General features: G+C 41.1%; 22 protein-coding genes, 3 tRNA genes and 3 pseudogenes. 9 read left to right on the top strand and 19 right to left on the bottom strand.

The features are described from left to right. Positions 1–108 (top strand): annotated as a pseudogene (locus tag H8S63_RS20335) (DDE transposase); the annotation flags it as partial. A gap of 109 nt (positions 109–217) precedes the next feature. On the opposite strand, the gene H8S63_RS10950 reads toward H8S63_RS20335, so the two are convergent. The 9 genes and pseudogenes from H8S63_RS10950 to rho form a co-directional block, all read right to left on the bottom strand. Then, positions 218–291: transfer RNA gene (locus tag H8S63_RS10950), tRNA-His, on the bottom strand. A gap of 65 nt (positions 292–356) precedes the next feature. Continuing rightward, complete coding sequence (locus tag H8S63_RS10945; protein ID WP_186926782.1) at positions 357–1511, bottom strand: CapA family protein; 1155 nt, start codon at positions 1509–1511, stop codon at positions 357–359. Beyond that, on the bottom strand, positions 1508–2389 hold the full coding sequence (gene folD / locus H8S63_RS10940; protein ID WP_007755761.1) for a bifunctional methylenetetrahydrofolate dehydrogenase/methenyltetrahydrofolate cyclohydrolase FolD: 882 nt from the start codon (positions 2387–2389) through the stop codon (positions 1508–1510). The genes H8S63_RS10945 and folD overlap by 4 nt, the downstream gene beginning before the upstream one ends. Positions 2390–2413: 24 nt before the next feature. Then, complete coding sequence (ffh, locus tag H8S63_RS10935) at positions 2414–3736, bottom strand: signal recognition particle protein (protein WP_007755762.1); 1323 nt, start codon at positions 3734–3736, stop codon at positions 2414–2416. 57 nt (positions 3737–3793) lie between these two features. Beyond that, positions 3794–5116 (bottom strand): MATE family efflux transporter, encoded by a 1323-nt coding sequence (locus tag H8S63_RS10930; RefSeq protein WP_022275481.1) that lies wholly within the window; start codon positions 5114–5116, stop codon positions 3794–3796. A gap of 39 nt (positions 5117–5155) precedes the next feature. Continuing rightward, positions 5156–6393, bottom strand: a pseudogene (locus H8S63_RS10925) (histidine kinase dimerization/phospho-acceptor domain-containing protein); the annotation flags it as partial. Positions 6394–6971: 578 nt separating this feature from the next. Continuing rightward, positions 6972–7445, bottom strand: coding sequence for a hypothetical protein (locus H8S63_RS10920; protein WP_186926781.1), 474 nt, complete (start codon positions 7443–7445; stop codon positions 6972–6974). An 89-nt stretch (positions 7446–7534) separates the two neighbouring features. Then, positions 7535–9007 (bottom strand): sulfatase, encoded by a 1473-nt coding sequence (locus H8S63_RS10915; protein WP_186926780.1) that lies wholly within the window; start codon positions 9005–9007, stop codon positions 7535–7537. A gap of 257 nt (positions 9008–9264) precedes the next feature. Next, a complete protein-coding gene (gene rho, locus H8S63_RS10910; RefSeq protein WP_186926779.1) occupies positions 9265–11460 on the bottom strand; it encodes a transcription termination factor Rho in 2196 nt (731 codons plus the stop codon). Positions 11461–11696: 236 nt separating this feature from the next. Here rho and H8S63_RS10905 point away from each other — a divergent pair, with 236 nt between their 5' ends. Then, a complete protein-coding gene (locus H8S63_RS10905; protein ID WP_055278905.1) occupies positions 11697–12533 on the top strand; it encodes a 4Fe-4S binding protein in 837 nt (278 codons plus the stop codon). On the opposite strand, the gene tilS is transcribed toward H8S63_RS10905, so the two are convergent. Further along, on the bottom strand, positions 12518–13798 hold the full coding sequence (tilS, locus tag H8S63_RS10900; RefSeq protein ID WP_055278904.1) for a tRNA lysidine(34) synthetase TilS: 1281 nt from the start codon (positions 13796–13798) through the stop codon (positions 12518–12520). The genes H8S63_RS10905 and tilS overlap by 16 nt on opposite strands. A 164-nt stretch (positions 13799–13962) precedes the next feature. Here tilS and feoB point away from each other — a divergent pair, with 164 nt between their 5' ends. From feoB to H8S63_RS10885, 3 genes are all read left to right on the top strand, one after another. Next, positions 13963–16449 carry a ferrous iron transport protein B gene (gene feoB / locus H8S63_RS10895; RefSeq protein WP_186926778.1) on the top strand — a complete coding sequence of 829 codons (2487 nt, stop codon included), beginning with the start codon at positions 13963–13965 and terminating at the stop codon, positions 16447–16449. Further along, the gene (locus H8S63_RS10890) at positions 16446–16661 is read left to right on the top strand and encodes a hypothetical protein (protein WP_007755788.1); all 216 of its coding nucleotides are present in this window, start codon (positions 16446–16448) and stop codon (positions 16659–16661) included. Before feoB ends, H8S63_RS10890 begins: the two co-directional genes overlap by 4 nt. A 51-nt stretch (positions 16662–16712) precedes the next feature. Next, a tRNA-Cys gene (locus H8S63_RS10885) sits at positions 16713–16787 on the top strand. Positions 16788–16833: 46 nt separating this feature from the next. Here the strand turns inward: H8S63_RS10885 and H8S63_RS10880 are convergent. Next, a complete protein-coding gene (locus tag H8S63_RS10880; protein WP_186926777.1) occupies positions 16834–17316 on the bottom strand; it encodes a GNAT family N-acetyltransferase in 483 nt (160 codons plus the stop codon). Between the two features lie 186 nt (positions 17317–17502). Here H8S63_RS10880 and H8S63_RS10875 point away from each other — a divergent pair, with 186 nt between their 5' ends. Next, positions 17503–18381 carry a DMT family transporter gene (locus tag H8S63_RS10875; protein ID WP_186926776.1) on the top strand — a complete coding sequence of 293 codons (879 nt, stop codon included), beginning with the start codon at positions 17503–17505 and terminating at the stop codon, positions 18379–18381. Positions 18382–18446: 65 nt separating this feature from the next. On the opposite strand, the gene H8S63_RS10870 is transcribed toward H8S63_RS10875, so the two are convergent. Next, positions 18447–18520 (bottom strand) — tRNA-Thr (locus H8S63_RS10870). Between the two features lie 102 nt (positions 18521–18622). Here H8S63_RS10870 and H8S63_RS10865 point away from each other — a divergent pair. Further along, positions 18623–19225, top strand: a complete 603-nt coding sequence (locus tag H8S63_RS10865; RefSeq protein ID WP_186926775.1) for a TlpA disulfide reductase family protein — start codon at positions 18623–18625, stop codon at positions 19223–19225. A gap of 96 nt (positions 19226–19321) precedes the next feature. Here H8S63_RS10865 and H8S63_RS10860 read toward each other — a convergent pair whose 3' ends face one another. Then, the gene (locus H8S63_RS10860) at positions 19322–20053 is read right to left on the bottom strand and encodes a bifunctional 2-polyprenyl-6-hydroxyphenol methylase/3-demethylubiquinol 3-O-methyltransferase UbiG (protein WP_186926774.1); all 732 of its coding nucleotides are present in this window, start codon (positions 20051–20053) and stop codon (positions 19322–19324) included. 96 nt (positions 20054–20149) lie between these two features. Here H8S63_RS10860 and H8S63_RS10855 point away from each other — a divergent pair, with 96 nt between their 5' ends. Beyond that, the gene (locus tag H8S63_RS10855; protein WP_007758122.1) at positions 20150–20335 is read left to right on the top strand and encodes a hypothetical protein; all 186 of its coding nucleotides are present in this window, start codon (positions 20150–20152) and stop codon (positions 20333–20335) included. A 57-nt stretch (positions 20336–20392) separates the two neighbouring features. Here H8S63_RS10855 and H8S63_RS10850 read toward each other — a convergent pair whose 3' ends face one another. From H8S63_RS10850 to H8S63_RS10825, 6 genes and pseudogenes are all read right to left on the bottom strand, one after another. Next, complete coding sequence (locus H8S63_RS10850; protein ID WP_007758123.1) at positions 20393–20770, bottom strand: VOC family protein; 378 nt, start codon at positions 20768–20770, stop codon at positions 20393–20395. A 13-nt stretch (positions 20771–20783) separates the two neighbouring features. After that, the gene (locus tag H8S63_RS10845) at positions 20784–21926 is read right to left on the bottom strand and encodes a DUF4468 domain-containing protein (RefSeq protein ID WP_186926773.1); all 1143 of its coding nucleotides are present in this window, start codon (positions 21924–21926) and stop codon (positions 20784–20786) included. A 13-nt stretch (positions 21927–21939) separates the two neighbouring features. After that, positions 21940–22671 carry an MBL fold metallo-hydrolase gene (locus H8S63_RS10840; protein ID WP_186926772.1) on the bottom strand — a complete coding sequence of 244 codons (732 nt, stop codon included), beginning with the start codon at positions 22669–22671 and terminating at the stop codon, positions 21940–21942. A 67-nt stretch (positions 22672–22738) separates the two neighbouring features. After that, positions 22739–23320: pseudogene (locus tag H8S63_RS10835) on the bottom strand (pyridoxal 5'-phosphate synthase). Next, positions 23317–24021, bottom strand: coding sequence for a pirin family protein (locus H8S63_RS10830; protein ID WP_186926771.1), 705 nt, complete (start codon positions 24019–24021; stop codon positions 23317–23319). The pseudogene H8S63_RS10835 and the gene H8S63_RS10830 overlap by 4 nt, the downstream one beginning before the upstream one ends. Positions 24022–24081: 60 nt before the next feature. Beyond that, complete coding sequence (locus H8S63_RS10825; RefSeq protein WP_007765742.1) at positions 24082–25083, bottom strand: 2-hydroxyacid dehydrogenase; 1002 nt, start codon at positions 25081–25083, stop codon at positions 24082–24084. Positions 25084–25292: 209 nt separating this feature from the next. On the opposite strand from H8S63_RS10825, the gene H8S63_RS10820 reads away from it, so the two are divergent. Then, the gene (locus tag H8S63_RS10820; protein ID WP_186926770.1) at positions 25293–26708 is read left to right on the top strand and encodes an OmpP1/FadL family transporter; all 1416 of its coding nucleotides are present in this window, start codon (positions 25293–25295) and stop codon (positions 26706–26708) included. Positions 26709–26817 lie beyond the last annotated feature (109 nt).

Below are 26817 nucleotides of genomic sequence, written 5' to 3'. Positions count from 1 at the left end.
GAATCTTTCAATGCTAAAATTAAACTATTCAGAGCAAACCTAAGAGGCGTAGCTGACAAGAGGTTCTTCCTTTTCCGCATCGCTAAACTATATGCGTATCCCCACTAAATTTCTACTGAGCCTAAATTTCTACTGAGCCTGATTTCAGTCTCTAAATACCTACTACCATCAATAAAATAAGTCCTCATAAGTGTTTGACTTATAAGGACTTATCTTGGGTGGCAGATGGGACTCGAACCCACGACATTCAGAACCACAATCTGACGCTCTAACCAACTGAACTACAGCCACCATATCTGCGTTTCTCTAACGCGGTGCAAAGATAGATATTATCTTTTAATCTCCAAAAGATTTTACTACTTTTTTTCGTAAAAAGTATATTCTTTTATTCCTCGATTGTACTTGCTGAAGAGGGATCGCGTATCATTTACGAAGATCTTCAGAGAGTTACGGGCATTTACCGGAATGGAGTCTGTCGGTAAGTTGACAGGGAGTAATTGGTGATTTTTCTTTCCTGATTGTGTAGGTCGGGCAGTCCATACTAAACTATACTCACATTTGTTGAGACGGGTTATGCTGTCTTTTACCAACTCCATCTTTACCATAAGTCCTCCATCTGTGTGACGTGCAGACATATTGGAAATATAATTTCCCAATGAATAAACTACAAGATTTTTATCATTTGTCACACTGTCTTCACGAACTTCAATTGGCTGAACAACGTGAGGGTGGGAACCGATCACATGGTTTACTCCTTTTCGAATCAACCAGTCTGTAAGGAATTTCTGTTCCTTATCCGGTAACGACTGGTATTCGATTCCCCAGTGCATACAGGCGATAATAGCATCCGGTTTCATTACTTTACTTGTTTCTATATCTTTGGCAATGATTGCGGTATCAATATAATTGACGATGTTAGGAGAAGTAACGTATATGCCGTTCGTACCATACGTATAGTTGAGTAGAGCAATGCGGAATCCTTTTTTTTCAAGAATGAGTGGATATTTCTTTTCACGTTCTTCGGGATTTATATATGTTCCGGCGTGAGGAATGGACAAGGAGTCGATTAAGCGGATCGTACGTTCCAATCCCGGTTTGCCACGGTCAAGACTATGATTGTTGGCTGTGACAAGGACATTAAATCCGGCATTGTGTATGGCGGTGAGAAACTCATCCGGTGCACTGAAAGCAGGATAACCTTTGTATGGTTTTCCTCCTAAGGTCACCTCAAGATTAGCTATGGCGAGGTCTGCTTTCCCTATTTCCTCTTTGACATACTCGAAGCAGGTAGTATAGTCATATCCTTTAGCGGTTCGTGCTGCATTAATCTGCCCCTGGTGTTGCATAAGGTCTCCCACAAAGAGAATACGGAGAGTATCGGCAGGTATGCAACTTTTGCTAGCCAAGAGTGTGTCAAGCGAGTTGTTATTAGTAGAATCTCTCCTTGTCTGCGACCGTGAAGTGCAAGACAAGGAGAGAAATATGATTACCAAGAACAATGTGTATCTCATTGATAGATGGCTTTCTTACCGGCTAAAAGTGTATTTTTCATTAACGATACAATTGTCATCGGTCCGACACCACCTGGTACCGGAGTGATGTAGGAGCATTTGGGTGCCACTTCGTCGAACTTAACATCACCTGTCAGTTTGAACCCGGATTTTTTAGTGGAATCCGGTACGCGGGTGGTACCTACATCGATTACTACCGCGCCTTCTTTCACCATTCCGGCTTTTACGAAATTAGGTTGTCCCAAAGCAGCGATAATGATATCGGCTTCTTGGCATTCTTTTACCAGATCCTTGCTGCGGCTGTGGCATACGGTAACAGTCGCATCTCCCGGATATGCTTTCTGCATCATTAATGCAGCCATTGGTTTGCCTACGATATTACTACGTCCGAGAACTACGCACTTTTTACCCGAAGTTTCTATCTGATAGCGTTTCAGTAATTCAAGAATACCATTAGGAGTAGCAGATACATAGCAAGGAAGTCCGATAGACATACGACCTACATTGATCGGATGAAAACCGTCCACGTCCTTACGGTAGTCGATTGTTTCGATTACCTTCTGTTCGGAGATATGTTTCGGCAACGGAAGCTGAACGATAAAACCGTCTACATCATTGTCTTCATTCAGCTCGCGCACTTTGGCCAGCAGTTCTTCTTCAGTCACATCACTCTCATAACGAATAAGAGAAGATTTGAATCCACAAATTTCGCAGGCTTTTACTTTGGCGGCTACGTATGTTTCACTGCCACCGTCGTGCCCTACGAGGATAGCTGCCAAGTGCGGGCGTTTACCACCGCGTGCAACAATTTCAGCTACCTCAGCGGCAATTTCTTGTTTCACTTGTTCGGAAATTGCTTTTCCATCTATCAGTGTCATATTTTCAAGGTATTTATTGGTGGGTTATCTTTTCATCTTCGGCATCATTTTGCCCATTTTGCTGCTGGTAACCATCTTCATCATCTTGCGAGTCTGGTCAAACTGTTTCAGCAGGCGATTGACTTCCTGAATGGTCGTTCCGCTACCTTTGGCGATACGTGTACGACGTGAACCGTTCAATATTTCCGGGTTGGAACGCTCTGCCGGAGTCATGGAGTAAATGATAGCTTCGATACTTTTGAACGCATTATCGTCAATATCGATGTCTTTGATTGCTTTTCCTACTCCTGGAATCATGGAAGCAAGATCTTTCAAGTTACCCATTTTCTTGATTTGGGCAATCTGGCTGAGGAAGTCATTGAAGTCAAATTGATTCTTTGCAATCTTCTTCTGCAAGCGTTTAGCTTCTTCTTCGTCATATTGTTCTTGCGCACGTTCTACCAGTGATACGATATCACCCATACCGAGAATACGGTCGGCCATACGGGCTGGGTGGAACTGATCTATTGCGTCCAACTTTTCGCCTGTACCGACGAATTTGATAGGTTTATTGACTACCGAACGGATGGAAAGAGCTGCACCGCCACGTGTGTCACCATCGAGTTTGGTCAGTACTACACCGTTAAAGTCCAGACGATCGTTAAATTCTTTGGCTGTATTTACTGCATCCTGACCGGTCATGGAGTCTACCACGAACAAAATTTCGTTCGGGTTGATTGCTTCTTTGATGGCTGCAATCTCGTTCATCATTTGTTCGTCTACTGCCAGACGTCCGGCGGTATCGACAATGACGAGATCGTATCCTTTAGCTTTAGCTTCCTGAATAGCGTGCTGTGCGATTTCTACCGGATTTTTGCTGTCCAGTTCGCAGTACATCGGTACTTCTATTTGTTCTGCCAATACGCGTAACTGTTCGATAGCTGCCGGACGATATACGTCACAAGCTACCAGCAACGGTTTGCGATTCTTTTTACTTTTCAGCATTCGTGCCAATTTGCCGGAAAAAGTAGTCTTACCCGAACCTTGCAGACCTGACATCAGGATTACTGCCGGGCGAGAATCGATATTAATCTCGGCTGTCTCTCCTCCCATTAACTGAGTAAGTTCGTCGTGCACAATCTTCACCATCAACTGGCTCGGTTTCACTGCCGTAAGCACGTTCTGACCAAGCGCTTTCTCTTTCACCGTATCAGTGAAATTCTTTGCCACTTTGTAGTTTACGTCGGCATCAAGAAGAGCCTTGCGTACGTCTTTCAGCGTCTCCGCTACGTTGATTTCGGTGATTTTGCCTTCACCTTTCAGAATCTTGAATGACCGTTCTAGTCTTTCACTTAAATTATCGAACATAGTTGTTTAATTACTAATTAATATTTGAGCCTGCAAATGTACAAAAATCTCTCGTATTTATATCTTTTTATTCTGCCATTTTGCTTTTTTGAGGTAAATATAACTTGTTATCAGCAGTAAGGTATAGTACAGTATCTCAATTGTAAAGCAGATTTCAATCGGTGCTTTCAGCCACATTCCAATGAAGATGATATATGAGCCGTAGATGATTATTGTGATCGTTTCGAGCAACAAAGCCGCTTGTGTGTTTCCTGTTCCTGAGATACCATTGAACACGACATTGGCTACCGATGCAATCAGCATGGCGCAACAGATGACATATACTGAAGGTACGGATTCTGTAATGAGTGCGTTTTCACTGGTGTAAATGGAAAGCAGGAACTGTGGGAACAATGCTGATAGTGCAACCAGCCCTAGCATAATGAAAAATGAGAACCGGGCGATTTTGTTGATGAGCGGCATTACGTATCGGATACCTCCTGCACCGATAGCATTGCTCACAAGGCTATTGGTCGTGGTTGCCAGCGCATTGACTGGGATTAGCAATACTACATAAATACTCCGGACGATGTTGGCGATAGCCAGTTCCCGCTGTCCCAATCGTTCAACGGCTACGAAAAATACGAACCAAGTGGCCATCGACAGGAAGTATTGTAGCATTGTGAAACAGGAAATACTCAGAATCCGTATCAATAACGCCGGATCGAATGTGCGTAATCGATTCAGACCGTATTTTTTCAAGTCGACTGTGATATATGTGTAGATGAGGAAGAAGAGAATAGAGGAGGCTTCTGCCAGTACGGATGCAATAGCAGCTCCTTTAATTCCCATTTCGGGCATACCAAACTTTCCGAAGATCAGCATATAATCTAATATCACATTGGTCAGTGCCATGACAACAGCATTGATTGTTAATACTTTGGTGCGTGTGATACCGATATATAACGCCCGGAACATAACGTTGACGAATGAGAAGAAGAAACCATAGATACGCCAGTCCAGAAATTCCATTGTCCCTTCGTAAATGGACTCGGAAGAAATGAGCAAGTGCATGATGTCTCCTCCGAATGCTTTGGTGAAGCCGAACAGCAACAATGCCATAGCAAACAAGAACATGACTCCCTGAATCATAACCGGACCTACATCTGTATAACGTCCCTCGCCATTACGCCGGGCAATAACTATTTGTGAACCGGTACTGAATCCGAATGCAATGGTGAATACACATATATAGAACAATCCCCCCATTGCGGAAGCTCCGAGTGCTACTTCACTTACGTGTCCGAGGAATGCCGTATCAGTGACATTGATAACATTTTGTGCCAGCAAGCTTAGCAGTATCGGGTAACTGACACTCCAAATTTGTTTGTTGGTATACATAATTAAGCGTTTAAGTTTACATTTTGCAAAGATAACGCTTTATTCCGGTTCGGAACCAATAGGGTAGATGAAAACTATTTCCGGATTTTCGGGAGCTTTCTGATTTATGAAGTAGTTTCCACCGAAATGCTGTAATAATAACAGGTTGATATCATGCCGTATGATGGTCTCTTGCGATACAAACGAAGGATCTTAATACCTGTTTGCTCATTTTGTACACGTGCCATATAACACACCTCTTTACATAGTTCGATGACATCATAATCTTGTACTTGAAATTTCATCATTTGAGCTTCCAGTCGGGATAAATCGAGAACGTCATTGACGAGTTTCATTAATTTCTCCGAACTTTGGTGTATGATATTAGTGTATTCCTGTCTTGTCTCCTTGTCTATATTCGGTTCGCAGGCAATGAGTTGTGAAAAGCCGACCACATTGTTGAGCGGAGTACGGATATTATAGCTCATTTTTGACAAAAAGCGATTTTTCATTTCGTTGGTTTGTCGCACAGCTTCCATAGCTTTCCGGATTTCGTATTCCGAATGTTTTAAAGCTTTGCGTATCATGAAGAGCCTTGCCATGAAAATAAACAGCAAAATCAGAATAACGAATATAAAAACTAGATATAGGAGTTGAGTCCTGTTATTTCGTCTCTCCTGTTCTAATTCATTCTTTTCTATATTGTATCTCTTTTTTATCTGTTTCATCTGGGTGTTTGAAAGTACTGTTGTGACAGAATCTTTTAGGGACAACGCCTGTTCGTAGAATAGGATAGCTTTCTCATTTTGCCCTACCTGTTTCCATATTCTTGCTTTTTCAAGTAACTGTTCGGCATAATCGTTGGGAAAATTCTTTTTCAGCATTGTCAATGTTGTATCGATATAATTCAAGGCTTGTTGATACTTTCCTATAGCTCGGTTGTATTGAGCGAGTGTATCGAAATAGAGTATTCTGTATGTGAAATATGTATTCTTATTTAAGTATTCCTTAGATTTTATCAGATGGGGATATGTTTGTTCGGGAGCGTTGATATTCAGATAATAATAACTGTAAAAAAGTTCATTGAAAAGGTATGCATCGGTAAATCCCTCTTTCAAAAACGGATTCCCGGCAATATGTTTGTAAAGTATATTTTCTTGTTCTTGTATATATTTGAGTAGTCTTTGATTATCTTTCTTTTCTTTAGTGACTGATATTAACTGTGACAGTACTGAAATTCGGTCTACGGGATGGTCTTTTGCAGTAAGCATTCGGTAAGCCTCCTCCAAAGCCTTAATAACAATACACGAGATCGTGAGCCAACTCCAATAGAGAATTATTTTTTGCCTGTTTAGGTTGTCCAGTTCATTTTTATCAATTTGGTAAAGAGCAGGAAGCGTATTGATTTGCCGGATATAATTCGTTGCATCCAACGAGTCTTTGAGTGTGTTAAGGGATTCGTAGGCTTGGCATGCCTCTTCATTCTTTCCCATCAATGCCAGTAACTGAGCTCGTTCTTGTAGTATGGGAAGAGATTTGTATGAACCGGCTGTTTGAGTGTGTGATAAAATAGTATCGAATATATTTAATGCTTTAGTGTATTCTTTTGATTCGGTATAGTAACAAGCATACAGATATTCAATCATCAAAAAGAAATAGGAATGTTGGCATTGTCGGTTTATAGACTCGGCTTGTTGCAAATAATTAAGGGCTTCAGGTAGGTGATGCGTCTGAATATTATAGAATGCCTGACAATAATTAAGATAAAAAACATCTCCTAGATTCTTGTCTTTGTTTGAAAGAGATTCCAATTGCCGGATATCTGCTTCTATATTTGCCATTTGCCAGAATTTAAGCTTTGTCAGAATAATACAAGTTAAAATCGTCTTGGCATATTGGTCTGCATCAGGTCTTTGGAGATGATCTCTAATGCTTCTTTATAAGATTCTATTGCCGCTAAAGGCGTTGATGAATTTAAGTAAGTATTTCCGATTGCTTGCAGCGAAAGTGCTGTTCCTAGCGGGTAACTCATCTCTTTCGCTTTTTGATACATCGAGTTCGCTTTGTCTATGGCTAAACTGAAATGGCCTTCTGTAATTAATGCCCGGACAGTCAGTAGCTTTAGTTGGAATAAAAGTGAATAATGTTGTTGTTCTTCTAATTCGGGTTCCAGTAATTTCTCCCATACAGTGATACTGTCGGTAGAAATCTCGGTACTGAATGGTGTATTGTATTTGATTAACGGTTTTAGCAGAGACAGGCGTGCCTGGCTGGTGTGCGCCGCATATAGAGTAACAGATATAAGCATGGCTACAGCTACTGCTATAATATGATGTTTGTGCTTATTCACTTAATAATTAGCTGCTTGCCCGTTAGTTCATCTGCAAAAGAAGTAAAAAGAGCGAAGATTACAAAACAATCCTCGCTCTTTTTATTATTTTATTTTATTTTATTTTTGAGAATTTCGCGTGCTCCGGGACCTTCGTGATTGGGATAACCTGGAGCATGTTTTCTGCAACGTGGGTCAGCGTCCACTTTCAGAGTACGGTAATCATCTTTGCTATGTTTGATATAGTCATTGAGCATTGCACGGTGTTCTGTAAGAATTTTGACATATTTAGGATCTTTAGCGAGATTTTGACGTTCTCCCGGATCTTTCTTCATGTCGTAAAGTTCTTCTCCGTTACCTTCCAAATAGTGGGTGTATTTGTATCTTGGTCCACGTACCATGCGTCCGGGAGTAGTGATATATTCATATTCGCTGTGCCATTCGGATACTACATACGGATGAGTTTTCATCTGCTTTTTTCCCTTTAATGTCGGGGCAAGGCTGATTCCAGCTTTTTCGGCTGGGACGGGAATTCCTGCTAAATCACAAAGGGTAGGCAAGAGGTCGAGTGTCGGTTGTGTGAGAAGATGGTCTACGGGCTTCTTCTGGTGTTTGATACCGGGTCCTGCAAAGATAAACGGAACATTTGTCATTTCATCGTAGAAACTGATGTGTTTAGTTACCATACGGTGGGAGGCCATTCCGTCACCGTGATCGGCTAAGATGACTATAATAGTATTCTTACCGGCAGGTGTGGAATAGAGTGCTTTTAAAACGCTGTCTACTTGCTTGGATACCATTTTTGTATAATGTTGGAAAGCGGCAATGTAATGACGGTAGTTTTCTTCACTCCAATGTGAGGCTTGTGTCATTCGTCGATGGCTGCAACAAATATATTGTACCGGAGTAGGTATGTTGTTCCAATCTTCTACGTCGAAATTGGCAGGTAGTTCGGGGAGAGTACCACTAATAGGACGATCGGTGTGTACTCCTTCGTTTGCTCCTACAAATCCGCATATGTTGTGTGGATTTTGGAAATCGGCAATGCAAATAAAGGGCTTTTGGGGAGGATTACTTAAATAGGCTACTGCATCTTCACAAGTTCCTACATCTAGGAAGCTATCGTTGTTGACTGGAAATTCCGGATCGGTAAATGGTTTGGCTACCGGTTCTTTATGTTTAAAACCTCTTAGTGAACCCATGTCGTGAGTCTTTCCAAAGTGTACTGCATCATAACCGTTTTCGGAGAAAAGGCTTCCTAATGTCGGTATGTTTTCCGGTATGCGTGTGTTGATAGGTTCACTGGAATTGGAACGTACATTTGTTTCGTGAGGCATCATACCACTCCATAACGCTGCACGTGAAGGTTGGCTGAGGGGACAGCCCACATAGGCATTGGAGAAGATCACTCCTCTGGAAGCAACTTCGTCCATAGGGAGGGTGCAACCTTGTGTTTGTCCGTAAGCTCCTACGACACGTTGTGTTAAATGGTCGCATTGGATAATCAGGAAATTGGGCTTTTCTTGTGCCTGAGCTGTTACGCTACATAAGGCTAATCCCATGAATGGATAAATCGTTTTCATTTCTGGTTAGAATTAAGTAATAATTGATTTGGAAGCAAAAGTAGCAAAAAAGAGAATGCAGAAAAGACTAGGGGAGTTGTTTTGGACGTCAGTGATAGTAATTTGTACAAAAATGGAATAGTGCCGAGGAGGAGAGAAGTAGAATAGGCTGTAATTAAAATGCAGATTAACACAAGACTGGAACAGATAATAAGAATTAATCTGCGGCAATCTGTGTTAATCTGCATTCTTAAGAATTATATTTGTTGATTTCCTTTTTAGCTGTTCATACTCATAAGGAATTCATCGTTATCTCTGGTTTTTTCCAAACGGTCTTTTACAAAATCCATAGCTTCAATCGGATTCATATCTGCAAGGTATTTACGTAATATCCACATACGGTCAAGAGTTGTTTTGTCAAGTAACAAGTCGTCGCGACGAGTGCTGGATGCAGTGATGTTGACAGCTGGGAAGATACGTTTGTTAGACAGGTTGCGGTCAAGCTGCAATTCCATGTTACCTGTACCTTTAAATTCTTCGAAGATAACTTCATCCATCTTAGAACCGGTGTCAATCAGGGCGGTAGCAATGATAGTCAGTGAACCACCGTTTTCGATGTTACGTGCAGCTCCGAAGAAACGTTTCGGTTTGTGAAGTGCATTTGCATCAACACCGCCGGAAAGTACTTTACCTGATGCAGGAGAGACAGTATTGTATGCACGTGCCAGGCGGGTGATAGAGTCTAAGAAGATTACTACGTCATGACCGCATTCTACCAAACGTTTTGCTTTTTCCAATACGATACCCGCGATTTTCACGTGACGTTCTGCCGGCTCGTCGAAAGTGGAAGCGATAACTTCCGCGTTTACGCTGCGTGCCATGTCGGTCACCTCCTCTGGACGTTCGTCAATAAGCAACATAATCATGTATACTTCGGGATGATTGGCTGCGATTGCGTTGGCGATGTCTTTCATTAAGATAGTCTTACCTGTCTTAGGCTGAGCAACGATCAGTGCACGTTGACCTTTACCGATCGGAGCGAAAAGATCTACTACACGGGCAGACATAGAATCAGAATAACCGCCTTTGCAGAGTTTGAACTTTTCATCCGGAAAGAGAGGGGTTAAGTGTTCAAAAGGAACACGGTCGCGAACGAAAGCAGCGTCACGTCCGTTGATTTTCGAGACTTTTACTAGCGGAAAATATTTTTCTCCTTCCTTAGGCGGACGAATCACTCCTTCTACTACGTCGCCTGTTTTCAAGCCAAACAATTTGATTTGAGATTGCGATACATAGATGTCATCCGGAGAGGAAAGATAATTGTAATCGGACGAACGGAGGAAACCGTATCCGTCCTGCATAATTTCCAAAACTCCTACTCCGTTTAGGATGTCATCAAATTCGTAAGGTTTCTCACGCTCAATCACTTTACGCTCTTGCGGTTGCTGTGCCGGAAGGTTTTCGCTCGCATTGTTTTGCTGCGTAGCGCGTGGCATTGGCAAGCGTTGTTGGTGCTGATTCTGATTTTGGCCTTGATTTTGGTTGTTGTTACGCTGGAAATTATTATTAGCGTTATTGTTTGCATTGTTGTTGTCGCGTGGACGGACAATGCGTGGACGTTGTTGTTGAGATTGAGACTGTTGCTGCTGAGGTTGGGCTACTTGTTCGGGAGCTGATTGCACAGGCTCTGTCTTTGTTGCTTCAAATTTACCGAAGAGTTCTGTCGGAAGTTCAATCTTTTCAGACGGCAGATCTTCAATTGGAATGAAATCATCATCGTCAGCACCGGTCAGGATATTACTTTCTTCATCGATAACCGGTTCAGCTTTCTTTTGCGGTTTGGCAACCACCTTTTTTTCTACAGTTTTTTCTGCAGCGGGTTTATCTTTTTCCACAGTGGGTTTGCTAGGCTTTTCTTTCTTCTCGGCAGATGGTTGCTGTGCCGGAGCTGTTTTTTCCGTTGTTTCGGGTGTTTTCTTCGCAACTACAGGCTTCGCTTCGACACTGTTGGAAGCTACTTGCTTCGTTTCTTCAACTTCTTTTTTATCAGTTGTATCTGAATTTTTGCGCGGACGGCCTACTTTACGTTTAGGAGTAACAGCGTTTTCTGCTTTGGTTTCAACGGCGGGAGTTTCTTTTTCTTTGTTTGTTGTTTCTTCTTTGGGAGTTTGCTGTGCTTTTGCAGTAGCAGCATCTTTTGTTTTTGTAACTTCTCCGGTCTTTGTTGCGGAAACCACTTTGTCCTCTTTTTTGGCCGGAGTTACACGTGAGCGCTTTTTCTTTTCTTCTTTGCGTTCTTCCTTGAGTTTGTCTGCGGCTACTTTCTTGGTGGCTCCTACAATAGCTTGTTCATCGAGTATTTTGTAAACAAGGTCTTCTTTCTTGTATGAGTCTGTTTTTTTTATGCCTAGTTCTTTGGCAATAATTTGAAGTTCCGACAGATCTTTGTCGTTTAATTGGATAATGTTATACATATAGTATGGTAAGTTATTAATATTTCTTTTTTGCTGAATTATGGACAGTATTGCTATAGCTCATGGCCATAGATATGTGAGCATATATGTTTGTTCTTTATTATGAATTAGGGATGTATATGTTGAATCGTAGAATGTTTCAACGGGGCAAAGATAATAATTTTTTTTGGATTCATATACAATCAACCGTTTTTTTCCACGTAAAAGTGTATCTTTGCTAGACAAAAGAAAATAGTATGACAGTAAATGAAGCTTATTTAATTTATTTTTCGCCCACCCATACTTCTAAACAAATAGCGGAAGCGATTGTTCAAGGGGCAGGTATAAAAAATATTTTTCCTATAAATGTAACTCAGCAAGCAGCGGAGGAAGTTGTGATTCCTACATCTGCATTAGCCATTGTGGTAGTTCCTGTATATGGAGGGCATGTCGCTCCTTTGGCGATGGAACGTTTACGGAACATTCGTGGTTTGGATGCTCCTACGGTGTTGGTGGCGGTCTATGGAAATCGGGCTTATGAAAAGGCTTTGATGGAGTTGGATGCTTTTGCCACACCTCATGGAATGAAGGTGATTGCCGGGGCTACTTTTATAGGGGAGCATTCGTATAGTACTGACAAGCATCCGATCTCAGCTGGACGTCCTGATAATTCTGATTTGGCTTTTGCTGCGGATTTTGGGAAAAAAATAATGGAAAAGGTGCAGGCTGCCGAGAATATGGATAAACTTTATCCGGTAGATGTACGCGCCATCACACGTCCGAGTCAGCCTTTTTTTCCTTTGTTCCGTTTTTTGAGAAAGGTTATTAAGTTGCGCAAAAGTGGTATGCCTCTTCCCCGTACTCCGTGGGTAGAAGATGAGAGTATGTGTACTCATTGTGGATTGTGCGTGACGCGTTGTCCGGTAGGAGCTATAACGAAAGGAGATGAATTGCATACGGATGAGACTAAATGTATCAAATGTTGTGCCTGTGTGAAAGCCTGTACTAGGAAAGCGCGAATCTATGATACTCCTTTTGCAGCTTTGCTGTCTGACTGTTTCAAAAAACAGAAACTTCCTCAGATCATTCTATAAATAATCACCCGTTTAGTTGTTTCGTCAATACGAAAGCGGTTATCTGTTCGTTCACCTATCAACCATGCGATGCGTTCTCCGCAGCAGAGTACCCATTGACGTTCCTTTTGGCTGATAGAGAACTTGCGGTCGGTCAGATAATCGCTTATTTTTTTCTTTCCTTTCATTCCGAAGGGCACAAAGGTGTCACCGGTCTGCCATTTCCGGCAACAGATTTCTTCATTCAGTTTGTCTGCATCGAAACAGGCTGTTTGTTTCTCTTGTGGAATTTGAAAGTCGGAAGTATATTCTTGTTCTTCTCTGATCAGCTGAAAAGGAGGAGTCGCTTTGCTTACAGATTGAACGGCTTCCAATAACAAGAATTCTCTATCTTTTATTATTCTCCATTCTTTACAGCAAAATTGCTTTCCCGGTTGACTGTGGAGCGAACTGGCGATGTCTTTTATTTGTGTAGAGTTGAAGCCTAATGGATGCAACACCTCAAAAAGGATGGCTTCGGGGGCTGGCTCTTTTAGCAGAGAACTGATCCGTATACCTTCTGCTGTAATGATTTTCGTCTTAGTTTCTTCTATATATTTATTATATAGAGTGGCTACATCATTTAAATAATTGCTGGTTTCTATCAAGTTGTTTTTGACGGACGGATTGATTGTCTGCATGAGTGGAAGAAGGTTGAGGCGTATTTTATTGCGGGTGTATTCATCTTCCAGATTCGTGCTGTCGGTTACGTATTCCTGTTGGATACTTTGAAGGTAGTGAATGATTTCTTCCCTATTAATACAAAGTAAAGGGCGTACGACTACTCCGTTACGGGGACGGATTCCTAATAAACCGGTGATTCCTGTTCCTCTGATGAGGTTCAGCAATATTGTTTCTACGCTGTCATCTTGATGATGGGCGACAGCGATGACATCCGCCTGGCAATCCTTTCTCGTTTTTTCAAACCAATTATAACGTAGTTCACGGGCGCCCATTTCGATGGAAATATGTTTTTCGGTTGCGTATCGGGTAGTATCAAAATCAATGGTATGCAGGTTTATTTTATATTTTTCGCATAATTGGCGGACGAACTGCTCGTCTCGATTTGATTCTTCACCACGCAGGTGGAAATTACAATGCGCAGCTTCACAACGGTAACCTGCTGTATGCAGGATGCATAACAATGCAACTGAGTCGGCACCACCGCTCAATGCCACCAGAATTTTATTTTCGGAAGAGAATAAACCTTCTTTTTCTATATATTGTGTAACCCGATGTTGTATCATATTTTGCAAAGATAATGGTTTATTGAAGTATCTCAAGTGAATGTCGCTTGTTTTTAATGGCAGATGGATATTTTGTGGATGAAAATATCTGTTATTTAAAAACAATCTAAATAATTTGCGTGCTCCAAAGTTATGAATTATCTTTGCCGAAAATTTTGAGAGTTATGCGTTTGTCCGAATTAGAAACAGGCGAAAAAGGTGTCATCGTTAAAGTATTGGGACACGGTGGTTTTCGTAAACGTATTGTGGAGATGGGCTTCATCAAGGGAAAAACGGTTGAAGTGCTGTTGAATGCTCCATTAAGAGATCCCATTAAATATAAAGTTCTAGGTTATGAAATTTCTCTTCGTCGTCAGGAAGCCGAAATGATTGAGGTGGTCAGTGAAGAAGAGGCTAAGAAATTGGCTGAAGAGACTATTTACCACGAGGGACTGCCTGAGGATATTTCTGTAAAAGAAGAAGACATGAAACGGCTGGCGCTGGGTAAACGCCGTACCATTAATGTCGCTTTGGTCGGCAATCCAAACAGTGGCAAGACTTCTTTATTTAATTTAGCTTCCGGTGCTCACGAGCATGTGGGAAATTATAGTGGTGTGACCGTGGACGCCAAAGAAGGGTATTTTGATTTCGAAGGTTATCATTTCCGGATCGTTGATTTACCGGGAACATACTCTTTATCTGCTTATACACCCGAAGAAATTTATGTTCGTCGCCATATTATCGACGAAACTCCGGATGTCATTATTAATGTGGTGGACTCTTCCAATTTGGAACGGAATTTATATCTGACTACCCAATTGATTGATATGAATGTCCGCATGGTCGTGGCTTTGAATATTTATGATGAATTGGAGAACAGTGGAAATACATTGGACTATCGTTTATTGAGTAAATTGTTCGGAGTGCCTATGGTGCCTACTGTCAGTAAAAAAAATCGTGGATTGGATACCTTGTTTCATGTCGTTATAAATCTTTATGAGGGAGTCGACTTCTTTGATAAACACGGAAATATGAATCCGGAAGTTCTCAAAGATTTGACTGAATGGCATGATTCTTTGGAAGACCGGAAACACCATGAAGAGGAACATCTCGAAGATTATGTGCGGGAACATCGGAAGACCGGACGTGTCTTTCGCCATATTCATATTAATCATGGTCCCGATTTGGAGAGGGCTATTGAGGCTGTGAAAGAGGAAGTATCAAAGAATGAATACATTCGCCATAAATATTCCACTCGTTTTCTTTCTATTAAGTTATTGGAGAATGATCCGGATATAGAACGTTTTGTACGTACTTTGCCGAATGCTGAAAGCATTGTCGGTATTCGTGATAAGATGGTGAAACGCATACAGAGCACGATGAATGAAGATTGTGAGTCTGCCATAACAGATGCGAAATACGGTTTCATCAGTGGTGCATTGAAAGAAACATTTACTGATAATCATTTGGAACAGGCGCAGACGACCAAAGTGTTGGATGCTATCGTTACTCACCGTATTTGGGGGTATCCTATTTTCTTCCTGTTTATGTATTTGATGTTTGAAGGAACATTTGTACTCGGCGAATATCCCATGATGGGGATTGAATGGCTGGTTGAGCAGATTGGTGATTTGATTCGTAATAATATGTCTGAAGGGCCATTGAAAGATATGCTGGTTGACGGTATCGTTGGCGGAGTAGGAGGTGTGATTGTTTTTCTGCCGAACATCTTGATTCTGTATTTCTGTATATCGTTGATGGAGGACTCCGGATATATGGCACGTGCTGCATTTATAATGGATAAGATCATGCATAAAATGGGGCTGCATGGCAAATCGTTTATTCCGCTCATTATGGGGTTCGGATGTAACGTGCCCGCTATTATGGCTTCCCGTACGATAGAGAATCGAAAAAGTCGGCTTATTACTATGTTGGTTAATCCGTTGATGTCTTGCAGTGCTCGTCTGCCTATCTATTTATTATTGGTAGGAGCATTTTTTCCGAACAATGCGAGTCTGGTCTTGTTGAGTATTTATGCAATAGGTATATTTTTGGCGGTCTTGTTAGCGAGACTGTTTAGTAAGTTTTTGGTGAAAGGGGACGATACTCCGTTTGTGATGGAGCTTCCTCCGTACCGGATGCCGACAGCAAAATCTATCTTCCGTCATACATGGGAGAAAGGGGCGCAATATTTGAAAAAGATGGGGGGAATTATTATGATTGCTTCTATTATCATTTGGTTTCTGGGATACTATCCGAATCATGATGCGTATGAGACGGTAGCCGAACAGCAGGAAAATTCATATATAGGTCAGCTTGGGCGTGCGATAGAACCGGTGATTAAGCCTATGGGGTTTGATTGGAAACTGGGTATCGGTCTGATTTCGGGGGTAGGAGCGAAAGAGTTGGTGGTAAGTACTTTGGGGGTTTTATATGTGGATGATCCGGAGGCTGATGAGGTTAGTTTGGCTGAACGGATTCCGATAACACCGTTGGTTGCATTCTGCTATATGCTGTTTGTTTTGATTTACTTTCCATGTATTGCGGCATTGGCAGCTATCAAACAGGAATCCGGAAGTTGGAAATGGGCGCTTTTTGCAGCTTGCTATACTACGGTATTGGCATGGATTGTGTCATTTACTGTTTATCAGATTGGAGGGTTGTTTGTATGAATAATTGGCAAGAATGGGTAGTGGGGGTACTGGTTGTACTCTGCATTGTCCGATTGGTATATGGTATTTATACTTTTTTTCGTCGTACGCGAGATAGTGGAAATCCTTGTGACAGTTGTGTAAGTGGCTGTGAACTAAAGGATATGATGGAAAAGAAAAGAAAGGAGTGCGGTGTAAAGAAAAAAAGTACAAAGAAAAATTGCTGTGGATAGTTGGTAGTTTCAAAATTTGTACTACCTTTGCAACCGCAAACGAGAAAAGACGGTTCCTTGGATGAGTGGCTTAGTCAGCGGTCTGCAAAACCGTGTACGGCGGTTCGAATCCGCCAGGAACCTCCAAAATTGGGAAGGATTAGAAGGTAATTTCTAGTCCTTCTTTGTTTTTTTAAGTATTCAAGGTCTTTTGCATCCAAAAATTAGTCAGACTTAATTTATTAGCCTGTCGTTTCTGCTCCTTTTCCACAGTATACCCTTGTCTTTTGAAGAATGGGCGGGCAGTTAAACTCACTTCTGATGTAATTCGTTCCATTCCCTGTTCAATAGCATATCGTTCTATTTCTTTCAAAAGTATAGTCGCAATGCCTTTACCTTGAAAGTCTTTGTGAACGAACATTGAATGTAGATATCCTTGCGAAGTGATAGAAGAGAAACCTACGATTTGTAATTGCTGGTCGACGGCAACAATAAAGTAATGGGTTTCTATCATTTTCTCTATTTTAGAAAGATCATTTCCGCATGAAGCCCAGTCTTCAACTTCTTCCTGTGAATAATCACGTCTGTTTATTATAAGTACGGTATTTTTGTACAAATCTCTTAGCTCAACACTGTCGGATTGTCGGGCTGTTCTGATCGTAAAGTTCGTTTTCATATTGCATCTTAAGTTCATTTTTCCTATATTAGTCGTCGCAAATATAGGAAAATAAACAATACTGTCTATCATGCCATCAAGAAGAAAATAAAGTCAATCTTTCCATTTTATCTTTGCACTTAAAGAAATATCAGTCTATCTTTGTAGTTGTAAATAAACGATTAAAACAGAATAGTTAAAAACCTCATGAATCGCATAAAAGGTATACTCTATGCGGCAGTATCTTCCTCCACTTTTGGGCTAGCTCCGTTCTTTTCCGTCACTTTGTTAATGATTGGATTTTCAGCTTTTGAAGTACTTTCCTATCGTTGGGGGGTAGCGTCAATTGTGCTGACTGTGTTAGGCTTATTTTCCGGGTGTAACTTCCGCTTATCCGTAAAAGACTTCAAAGTTGTCTTTGGCTTAAGCCTATTGCGGGCGATCACTTCATTCAGTCTGATTATTGCCTATCAGAATATAGCCAGTGGTGTGGCTTCCACCATTCATTTTATGTATCCGTTGGTGGTTGCTCTTGCAATGATGTTTTTCTTTCGGGAGAAGAAGTCGCTTTGGGCGCTATTTGCTGTTTTGATATCTTTGTTAGGTGCGGCTCTGCTTTCGTTAGGAGAGTTGGCCGCAAATAATGGTAATGCGATGGTTGGCTTAGTGGCAGCTTGTGTTTCTGTATTCTCATATGCGGGGTATATAATCGGAGTGCGGACCACACGAGCTGTGAGAATTAATTCTACTGTATTGACTTGCTATGTCATGGGGCTGGGAACTCTTTTTTATCTGATAGGTGCTTTTACCACTTCCGGTTTTCGTTTGGTAACAGACGGATATATATGGCTGATTATTCTAGGACTTGCATTACCGGCTACGGCTATTTCCAATATCACTTTAGTACAGGCAATAAAGTATGCAGGGCCTACTTTGACATCTATTTTGGGTGCTATGGAACCGTTGACAGCCGTCGTGATCGGTGTTTTTGTATTTGAGGAGTTTTTCACTGTCAACAGTGCTATTGGGATTATCCTGATTTTGATAGCTGTTAGCTTGGTTGTATTCCGAAAGCCAAAAAACTAGAAAAGAATTTTCTTTAATTGAAAGAAGCTGCTTATCGGTATGATAAACAGCTTTTTACTTTGAAGAGCCTCTTGTCGGATTCGAACCAACGACCCCGAGATTACAAATCACGTGCTCTGGCCAACTGAGCTAAAGAGGCGTTATTTTCTTTTGCGGGTGCAAAGGTATGAATTTATTTTAAAAATGCAAATACGTCATGTACTTTTTTTATATTTGCAATCTCACTAATGATTATACGAAGATGAAAAAGAAAATTATGAATGTGTGTGGTATGGCTTTCTTAGCCATAAGTGTATTGGCGTGCTCCGGCCAGAAAAAAGGAGCGACGGATACTGTGGTTTCGGCAGATAATGTAAAAATAGTTGCTGATGTAATGACTTCGGAAGCAGATAGTACAGGATATATTGTTCGGGTAGGGGAGATAGCTCCGGATTTTACAATCACACTGACTGATGGAAAACAAATGAGTCTGTCTTCTCTCCGTGGCAAGGTCGTAATGTTGCAGTTTACAGCAAGTTGGTGCGGTGTTTGTCGTAAAGAAATGCCGTTCATAGAAAAAGATATTTGGTTGAAGCATAAAGATAATGCGGAATTTGCATTGATTGGCATTGACCGTGATGAGCCACTTGATAAAGTCCTTGCTTTTGCCAAATCTACCGGAATCACTTATCCGTTGGGATTAGATCCGGGAGCTGATATTTTTGCGAAGTATGCTTTGCGCGACTCTGGAATAACAAGGAACGTATTGATAGATAAAGAGGGAAAAATAGTAAAACTAACTCGTTTGTATAATGAAGAAGAATTTGCTTCTTTGGTGCAAATGATTAATGAAATGCTGAAATAAATAGAGAATTTATAAAAGGGGAATGAGGGTATGTTGAAACGCAAATTTACGCTGATTATGATTCATTACGACATACCCCGTGTTTTTGTGAGTTTTCTAAGCAAGGCTGAGTTTTACGAGGTAATCGTAGTGCTTTCCTTCTTTTACCAATTCAGCCTTGAAACCGTATTCGGAAGCATATAAGTTAAGTGTTTGGAAATCTACATATAACCAGTCGAAAGTATCTCCTTTTATATCCTTATATTGCATCTGAAAATCAATTTCTCCGTAATAATCTCCTGCCAAGTCGATAACTATACTTCCGTCTTCTTCTTCAAAAAGATAACGTAAGTCGCTTGAATCCATCAGTATACACCCTTTAGGACGGAGCATGCGCTTCATTCGTTGAAAGAAATCCGGCATATTGTTTAGTTTTCCGATAATGCCGGAACCATTCATTAGCATTAAAATCGTATCGAACGTCTCATCGAATGTTTCGTCAAACAGATTGGTAAGACGAACATCATTTACTCCACGTTGTTTCATTACTTCGACAGATAGCGGAGAAATATCAATGGCGCATACCTCCTTTTCCATCGCTTGGAGGGCCAAGGCATGACATCCACTTCCTGCTCCTACATCCAATATCCGTCCTGTAGCCATTTCTAAGGCTATGCGTTCCAATGCGGGCATAGATTGAATCGTACGGAATAACTCTTTGACAGGAATTTCATCCTCCTCAAATTGAGAGGAAAATACTCGTAAGCGATCGGCTTTGTGATGATTGAAATAATCATAAATAGCGGCTCCCATCGGATCCTTTTCTGCAGGAAGAATTGTTGTTGCCATTAGTGGTTACGTATTGTTTTGGTTGGCAAAGATAAATAAATCCGTAGAAAAGGATTATATTTGTAGCCGGAAAAGTGAATATTAATAAATGATTGTATGAGTATAGAAGAAGCAATACAGGGCGGAATCGTCTTTAAAGGCAAGAAAGATAAGCCTAAAGAAGAGGAAAAGGTGAAAACGAAAGCGAAGAAGGCAACCTATATTCGTGGACAGCATGGTTCGGGTGCCGCAAAGATGAAAGCGGATATCCGGAGAAAAAGGGCAAATCGACATAAAAAATAAGTCTCTCATAAAAAAGACGGGGCAGGATAATTATCCTGCCCCGTCTTTTTTATATACTTACTTTTGTGGAAGTATCTCAATCCAATAGTCATCCGGGTCATTGATGAAATACAGCCCCATAGCTGTATTCTCGAAACATACACAATTCATTTCTTTATGATAAGCTCTGATGGCATCATAGTCACCGGCCACCCGAAAACAAAGATGACTTTCATTCTCTCCAAGTTCATAAGGAGCGGCATGATCTTTTAGCCATGTCAGTTCCAGAAGAAATCCTGTTTCATTGTCTGTTAGGTAAACTAGCGTGAACGAACCATCGGAAGCCTCTTTTCGATGGTGCTCTTTCAAACCGAGCGCTTTTTCATAAAAGGCAATACTCCGTTCCAAGTCCGTGACATTGATATTGAAATGGTCAAATTTACTTTTTATTTCCATTGTTGTAATCTTCTTATTTTTTCATTAAGAGCTTCACAATCTCTCCGACGTATGTGCGGGGTTGTCCGGCTTGCGGAGTAGTCTGTGAAGGCAATTTCTTACATTCTATAACAGCCGAAGGAGTTGTTTGGTTCGGAGCGTAGAGTTTCAGAGTATAATTGTCCGCTTTTTCTATGGCATCATAAGACTGATCGGGGGAAAGAGTACAATAAGCTACAGCCTTACCGGACTGATATCCCAACGCACCACCGGCGTTTGCAGTCATATTGGTCATGTTAAACTCGTCCTTTCCGATACTGATAACCAGCTTGCCGCTTCCCATCAAAGCATATACCTCACCCGGAATTTGCTTCAAGTCAATTTCTACGTAACCCGGCATATCCGATGAAGCTTTACCAACCGGAGTAGCGGGAGTAAGAGTAGCAGCAGGAACTGTATTGGCAGGTTTAGTAGTCGTCACCTTTATATCGGTCTTTTTATCTGTGCTGCCAATGATAATCGGACCTGCGGCTGCGACAATTGACGGAGTTGTCTTCTCTTCCTCTTTTTTCTTCTTTTCGGCTTTAGGACGGGTATCCGGTGCTCCGAAAGCGACGGCTACATCCATAAATATATCATCTGCGAAGTCTACCGTTTTTCTACGCCATTTAGCCAGACCACGTACCAACTTGGTCTTTGCCTTATTAAGTGCATATTTATCGGTAATCCATTCTTCTGCCTTATATTTTTCTGTTTCGCGGTAAGTAAAACGGATTTTTTCCAATTCTACCAGGCAGTTACCGGGTTTACAGGTAACGGTAATCTGGTAATTGATGAGTGTACGGTCTAACGACAAAGCACTGGAACTGAAAACAATCCATTCCTCTCCGATACCGGCAACCGTACCTTTAGCTTCATCGGAGAAAACTACCCGACTTTCAATATTCTTATTCTCTTTCAAGCGTTCTTGCATCCATTTCATAATAGTGTCGTAGATTTGCGCCTGACTCATTCCCGGAATTTGAAATTCTTTGGAAAATACGACCTTACCATCAACTTCAGGAACGGCTCCTGTAAGGTATCTGGTGTCGTCTCTTTTTTCTTTTGCAGATTCTGCCTTCATTGCCACCGGCAATGCAAGAAGCAGGGTAAGAAACAAAATTGTAAATTTATTCATAATTATTATGTGTTTATTTGGTAATCTCAAAACTTTCGCCCCGATGGGTGATGTTGACGAAACGGCAACCTGCATTTTCAGCAAAATTACGAAGTGCATTACCGCCTTCATAATCTTCACTGAAATGCATGGGCACAAATATAGTAGTTTTTATTTGTTCGATGAACTGTTTTGCTCCTTTCATATAATCTTTTCCCATTCTTCGATCTACCGGAAACAGCACTAAATCAATGTTCGACGCTTTTTCTTTTAAATATTTAACTTCTGCAAGGAAATCACCGTTGGCTTTTCGTATCTCTTCTTCGGTAGATTCTTCGCTCCAATGCCAGTTATTTAAATCACCGGCATGGAAAATGCTCCAGTCTTGGAGGTGAAGCAGAAATGAACTGCCGACATCCGTCGAACCGAATGCATCGATTCGTATCGTATCATCTTCGTACGCTTCTCCTTTTTTTATGAAGAAAGCGTCTTCGCTTTTGGCACGGTGTGATTTCAGAATATCTTTGGAAAAGATGTACTGAATATCGGGCCGTTGCTCTTTCCATGTTAATATTTCACGGTTAAAGTGATCGGGGTGGAAGTGTGTAGCTAGTACGTATAATTTGCCCGGCCTTTGTAAAAGGTAATCATGTACGATTCCCCGATTATTATCAGTCTCGGAAGAATCTTTATAGTAATCGATGATAACGGTTACTCCTTCTGCTTCGATGGCGAAACCGCTATGGTATATATAATCCAGTATCATAAGCTGAATATTTTAGGATTGCAATATTAAGTATTCTAGTTGAAGTTGCCAAGGAAAATCGACGAAATTAAGGAGCAAGACGACTGATTTCCCATTCTCCATTTAGTTGTAATGTATATAGGAAGCGGTCATGTAGACGGGGTTCGGCCGTCCTTGCCAAAATTCAATTCTGGTAGGGACAACGGCACATCCGCCCCAATTATCAGGCCTTTCTACTTCTTTCCCTATCCAACGTGCCGCCTCTTTGATGAAAGCGCGTATTAACTGCATTCTGCTTGAAATCGGTCGGCTTTGCGGGGAAATGCGTGCACCGACCCGACTCTTATAAGGGCGTTTCCGGAAGTATTCGTCCGACTCTTCCGGAGTCACTTTGCTTGCTATTCCTTCTATATGTACTTGCCTTTCGAGTGTATGCCATACGAAAGAGAGGGAAATATATGGATTTTGTGCCAATTGTTTCCCTTTACGGCTTTCCTTCGGGAGATACAGTACCAACGATGACAGCGGTCGGTTCATCTACTTTTGCGTCGATGGCTTCTTGCAACCACTGACTGAAAAGCAAAAGCGGGTCATCGGGAAGTTCATTTTCCCGCAATCCGCTTTTAGTATATTCTTGCCGGATATCGGCTATATTTCCGTAATTTTTCACATCGGTACTTCTATTAATAGAATATGCGAGTCTTTCAAAGTTTCCAATTCAAGACTATTAGTTTCGTAGATCCCCATTCCGTCACGACGTTTCAGCACTTCGCCTTCTACTGCAATTTCTCCTTCAATGAGGAATATATATACACCTGCATGACTTTGATGCATATGATACCCCAGTTTCTTGTCGGCCTCTACTTTGCCTATTGAGAACCAGGTGTCTTGCAAAAGAGATGCGGGAGTACTGCCGTCAGGTGATACGATGACTGCCAGCTCGTTGGGACGTTCCAGTTCACTGATGTTGAAATCCTGATAAACGGGGCGTGTGTTCCGTTCTCTCGGCATAATCCAGATTTGCAGGAACTCAACCGGTTCTACGGGACTGGCATTCACTTCGCTATGGAAAATTCCGGTTCCGGCACTCATAGTCTGAATTTCTCCGACGGTAATAATCCGGCTGTTTTTCTTGCTGTCTCCATGTTGCAGATGTCCTTTCAGGGGAATGGATACAATTTCCATATTCTTGTGAGGATGTGTCTGGAATCCTTCTCCGGGCGCCACTTTGTCATCATTCAATACGCGAAGAGCACCGAAATTGATACGGTTGGAATCGAAATATTCATCGAAACTGAAGGTGTGATAACTATCCAGCCAATCGTATTGGGAATGCCCTCTTGTATCAGCTCTATGTATTACTTTTTTCATAAATAACTCCTTTTTCTTGTTGTTTATATGCTTCGTAAACAAAGTGGGAGGATAAAAGGTTTATCTCTTCACTTCATTTAGCAGAGGCTTGTGATTGATAAAATCTTTTATATTTTGTAAAGTTGTCATAGCTATGTTTTCCATTGCTTCACGTGTGAAAAAGGCTTGATGCGAAGTGACGATAACATTGTTGAACGAGAGCAAGCGGGCAAGCACATCATCGTCGATGATGCGGTCGGACTGGTCTTCATAGAAGTATTCGCTCTCTTCTTCGTAGACGTCCAATCCTGCCGATCCGATTTTCTTGTTTTTCAGGCCTTCAATCAGTGCATTGGTGTGAATTAACTGTCCGCGACCGGTATTGATAATCATTACACCGTCTTTCATTTTACTGATAGAATAGTCGTTAATAAGATATTTTGTTTCTTCAGTAAGCGGGCAATGCAGAGAAATGATATCCGAACTATGATACAGTTCGTCCAATGAAGTGTAGACAATTTGTTCTTCTCTGGCAAAGTTATAATCCGGATAAAGATCGTATGCCAGCACATTCATTCCGAAACCTTTTAGGATATGAATCAGGATTTTTGCTATTTTCCCCGTACCGATGATTCCGGCTGTTTTTCCATGCATATCGAATCCCATCAAACCATGAAGGGAGAAATTTCCGTCTTTCGTGCGCCAGGATGCACGGGGGATTTTCCGGTTCAATGATAACATCAGAGCTACGGTGTATTCGGCAACGGCATAGGGAGAGTAAGCAGGAACACGTACTACGGTGATTCCGGCAGTAGCAGCCGCATTCAGATCTACGTTATTGAATCCCGCACATCGCAGTGCCAGCAATTTTACTCCGTTCTCTGCCATAATGCGGATGACTTCTGCGTCAGCGACATCATTCACAAAGATGCAGACCGCATCTACGCCTTGTGTCAGCAGTACATTGTTCTTATTCAGATGTCCTTTATAATAACGTATTTCAAATCCGAACTCTTTGTTTTTATCGTTAAACGATGATTCGTCATAAGGCTTTGTGCCGAAAAATGCAATTGTATAGGCCATAATATTCTTTTGTAATTTACTTATAATATAAACGTAAAAGCCGGTTGATTTGTTTGGACTTTATTAAGTGATAAATATAGATTGTTTCATTAGAAACAGTTTGCTTTTTCAATTAAAATAGGGAGTGATAGAAAATAAATGCACAAACATATATTTCGTGTGCAATAATGTTATATCTTTGCGCCCGAAATAATTTAAAAAAGATTTAGATGAGAAAAATTTCCTTGATTGGATTTGTGATGTTAATCGTTTCAATTCCAACTTTTGCCGGAGGGCTTCTGACAAATACTAATCAACATGCCGCTTTCCTTCGTATGTTATCTCGCGGTGCTACCTTTGAAATAGACGGTGCTTTGTCCAATCCTGCCGGTTTAGCTTTCTTGCCAAATGATGGTTTTCATATTGGATTGAGCATTCAGAGTGCTTTTCAAACAAGAAATATTGATGCCAGTTTCTATACTTATAATGGAATTGCAATGAATAATGGGGCTCCGGTTATAGTTGACGGGAAACCGGTACCTACAAAATCTGATGCTCCATTTAATAAATATTATAAGGGAAAAGCTGCCGCACCGGTTATTCCTAGTTTGTTTGCAGCCTATAAAAAAGGAGATTGGACTATTTCCGGTTTCTTCGCTATAACTGGCGGAGGTGGAAAGGCTTCGTTTGATGACGGTCTGCCTATGTTTGACGCGGCTGCTATGGCAGGGATTTTTCAAGGTAGTATTCCAGGATACCTTAACTCTGGTCCTGAAAAGCACCGTCCACTTGTGACTCCCAATATGTATGACATCAATAGTGCTATGGATGGCAAACAATATATATATTCTTTACAGCTAGGACTAACTTATAAGATTAATGATTGGCTTTCTGCATTCGCTGGTGGGCGTATGAACTATTTTACGGGTGGTTATAAAGGTTTTCTAAATGCTAATCTGAAAGAAGCTTATGGTGGTGGCGAATTGATGGATTTGGAATTGGATTGTGATCAGACGGGTTGGGGATTGACTCCTGTTCTCGGTGTGGATGCTAAGTTTGGTAAATTCAATATTGGTGCGAAATATGAATTCAAGACGAACTTGAATATTGAAAATAAGACTAATAATTTGAAATATCCAGATTCAGCGGAGAGCTTGGTAGGTAGCTATAAAGATGGTGTAAATACTCCTAACGACATACCTTCTATGCTTTCAGTTGCAGTTGCTTATGAAATTTTGCCAGTGTTGCGTGCATCTGTAGAGTATCATTTCTATGATGATAAGAAAGCGGGAATGGCTGGTGACAAACAGAAATATCTGACAAAGGGAACAAATGAATATTTAATGGGTATTGAGTGGGATGTAACCAAACAATTATCGTTGAGTTGTGGTGGACAGATTACGGATTATGGATTATCTGACAACTTTCAGAACGATACCAGTTTCTCTTGTGACTCTTATACATTAGGAGTTGGAGCGAAAGTAGTATTGAGTGAAAGAGCAAATCTGAATGTTGGTTATATGTGGACTACTTATGAAGATTATACTAAAACTTCAAAGAATTACAGTGGTACAGGGTTACCCGGAACTAACGTATATAGCCGCACTAATAAAGTATTCGGTCTTAGCATTGACTATAGATTTTAGTAGGTGTTTCCTTAGTTTATATGTAGTACGATTTAAGTTAATAATGTTGAGAGGGAGATGGCATTCTATTGTCGTCTCCCCTCTTCATTTTATATTATGAAATAATCTT

Source organism: Bacteroides sp. NSJ-39 (assembly GCF_014287315.1).
Lineage (GTDB): Bacteria > Bacteroidota > Bacteroidia > Bacteroidales > Bacteroidaceae > Bacteroides > Bacteroides finegoldii.
The sequence above is the reverse complement of the archived record's forward strand: the minus strand, read 5'-3'. Positions and strand labels throughout refer to the sequence as shown.

Bases quoted from the DNA above. Each gene is read 5' to 3' on its own strand.
- rho (WP_186926779.1), bottom strand. From the start codon at position 11,460: ATGTATAACATTATCCAATTAAACGACAAAGATCTGTCGGAACTTCAA.
- H8S63_RS10840 (WP_186926772.1), bottom strand. From the start codon at position 22,671: ATGATACTGGATTATATATACCATAGCGGTTTCGCCATCGAAGCAGAA.
- ffh (WP_007755762.1), bottom strand. From the start codon at position 3,736: ATGTTCGATAATTTAAGTGAAAGACTAGAACGGTCATTCAAGATTCTG.
- H8S63_RS10875 (WP_186926776.1), top strand. From the start codon at position 17,503: ATGAATCGCATAAAAGGTATACTCTATGCGGCAGTATCTTCCTCCACT.
- H8S63_RS10855 (WP_007758122.1), top strand. From the start codon at position 20,150: ATGAGTATAGAAGAAGCAATACAGGGCGGAATCGTCTTTAAAGGCAAG.
- H8S63_RS10880 (WP_186926777.1), bottom strand. From the start codon at position 17,316: ATGAAAACGAACTTTACGATCAGAACAGCCCGACAATCCGACAGTGTT.
- H8S63_RS10850 (WP_007758123.1), bottom strand. From the start codon at position 20,770: ATGGAAATAAAAAGTAAATTTGACCATTTCAATATCAATGTCACGGAC.
- H8S63_RS10890 (WP_007755788.1), top strand. From the start codon at position 16,446: ATGAATAATTGGCAAGAATGGGTAGTGGGGGTACTGGTTGTACTCTGC.
- H8S63_RS10915 (WP_186926780.1), bottom strand. From the start codon at position 9,007: ATGAAAACGATTTATCCATTCATGGGATTAGCCTTATGTAGCGTAACA.
- H8S63_RS10845 (WP_186926773.1), bottom strand. From the start codon at position 21,926: ATGAATAAATTTACAATTTTGTTTCTTACCCTGCTTCTTGCATTGCCG.
- H8S63_RS10945 (WP_186926782.1), bottom strand. From the start codon at position 1,511: ATGAGATACACATTGTTCTTGGTAATCATATTTCTCTCCTTGTCTTGC.
- H8S63_RS10820 (WP_186926770.1), top strand. From the start codon at position 25,293: ATGAGAAAAATTTCCTTGATTGGATTTGTGATGTTAATCGTTTCAATT.
- H8S63_RS10830 (WP_186926771.1), bottom strand. From the start codon at position 24,021: ATGAAAAAAGTAATACATAGAGCTGATACAAGAGGGCATTCCCAATAC.
- H8S63_RS10930 (WP_022275481.1), bottom strand. From the start codon at position 5,116: ATGTATACCAACAAACAAATTTGGAGTGTCAGTTACCCGATACTGCTA.
- feoB (WP_186926778.1), top strand. From the start codon at position 13,963: ATGCGTTTGTCCGAATTAGAAACAGGCGAAAAAGGTGTCATCGTTAAA.
- H8S63_RS10865 (WP_186926775.1), top strand. From the start codon at position 18,623: ATGAAAAAGAAAATTATGAATGTGTGTGGTATGGCTTTCTTAGCCATA.
- H8S63_RS10860 (WP_186926774.1), bottom strand. From the start codon at position 20,053: ATGGCAACAACAATTCTTCCTGCAGAAAAGGATCCGATGGGAGCCGCT.
- H8S63_RS10905 (WP_055278905.1), top strand. From the start codon at position 11,697: ATGACAGTAAATGAAGCTTATTTAATTTATTTTTCGCCCACCCATACT.
- folD (WP_007755761.1), bottom strand. From the start codon at position 2,389: ATGACACTGATAGATGGAAAAGCAATTTCCGAACAAGTGAAACAAGAA.
- H8S63_RS10825 (WP_007765742.1), bottom strand. From the start codon at position 25,083: ATGGCCTATACAATTGCATTTTTCGGCACAAAGCCTTATGACGAATCA.
- tilS (WP_055278904.1), bottom strand. From the start codon at position 13,798: ATGATACAACATCGGGTTACACAATATATAGAAAAAGAAGGTTTATTC.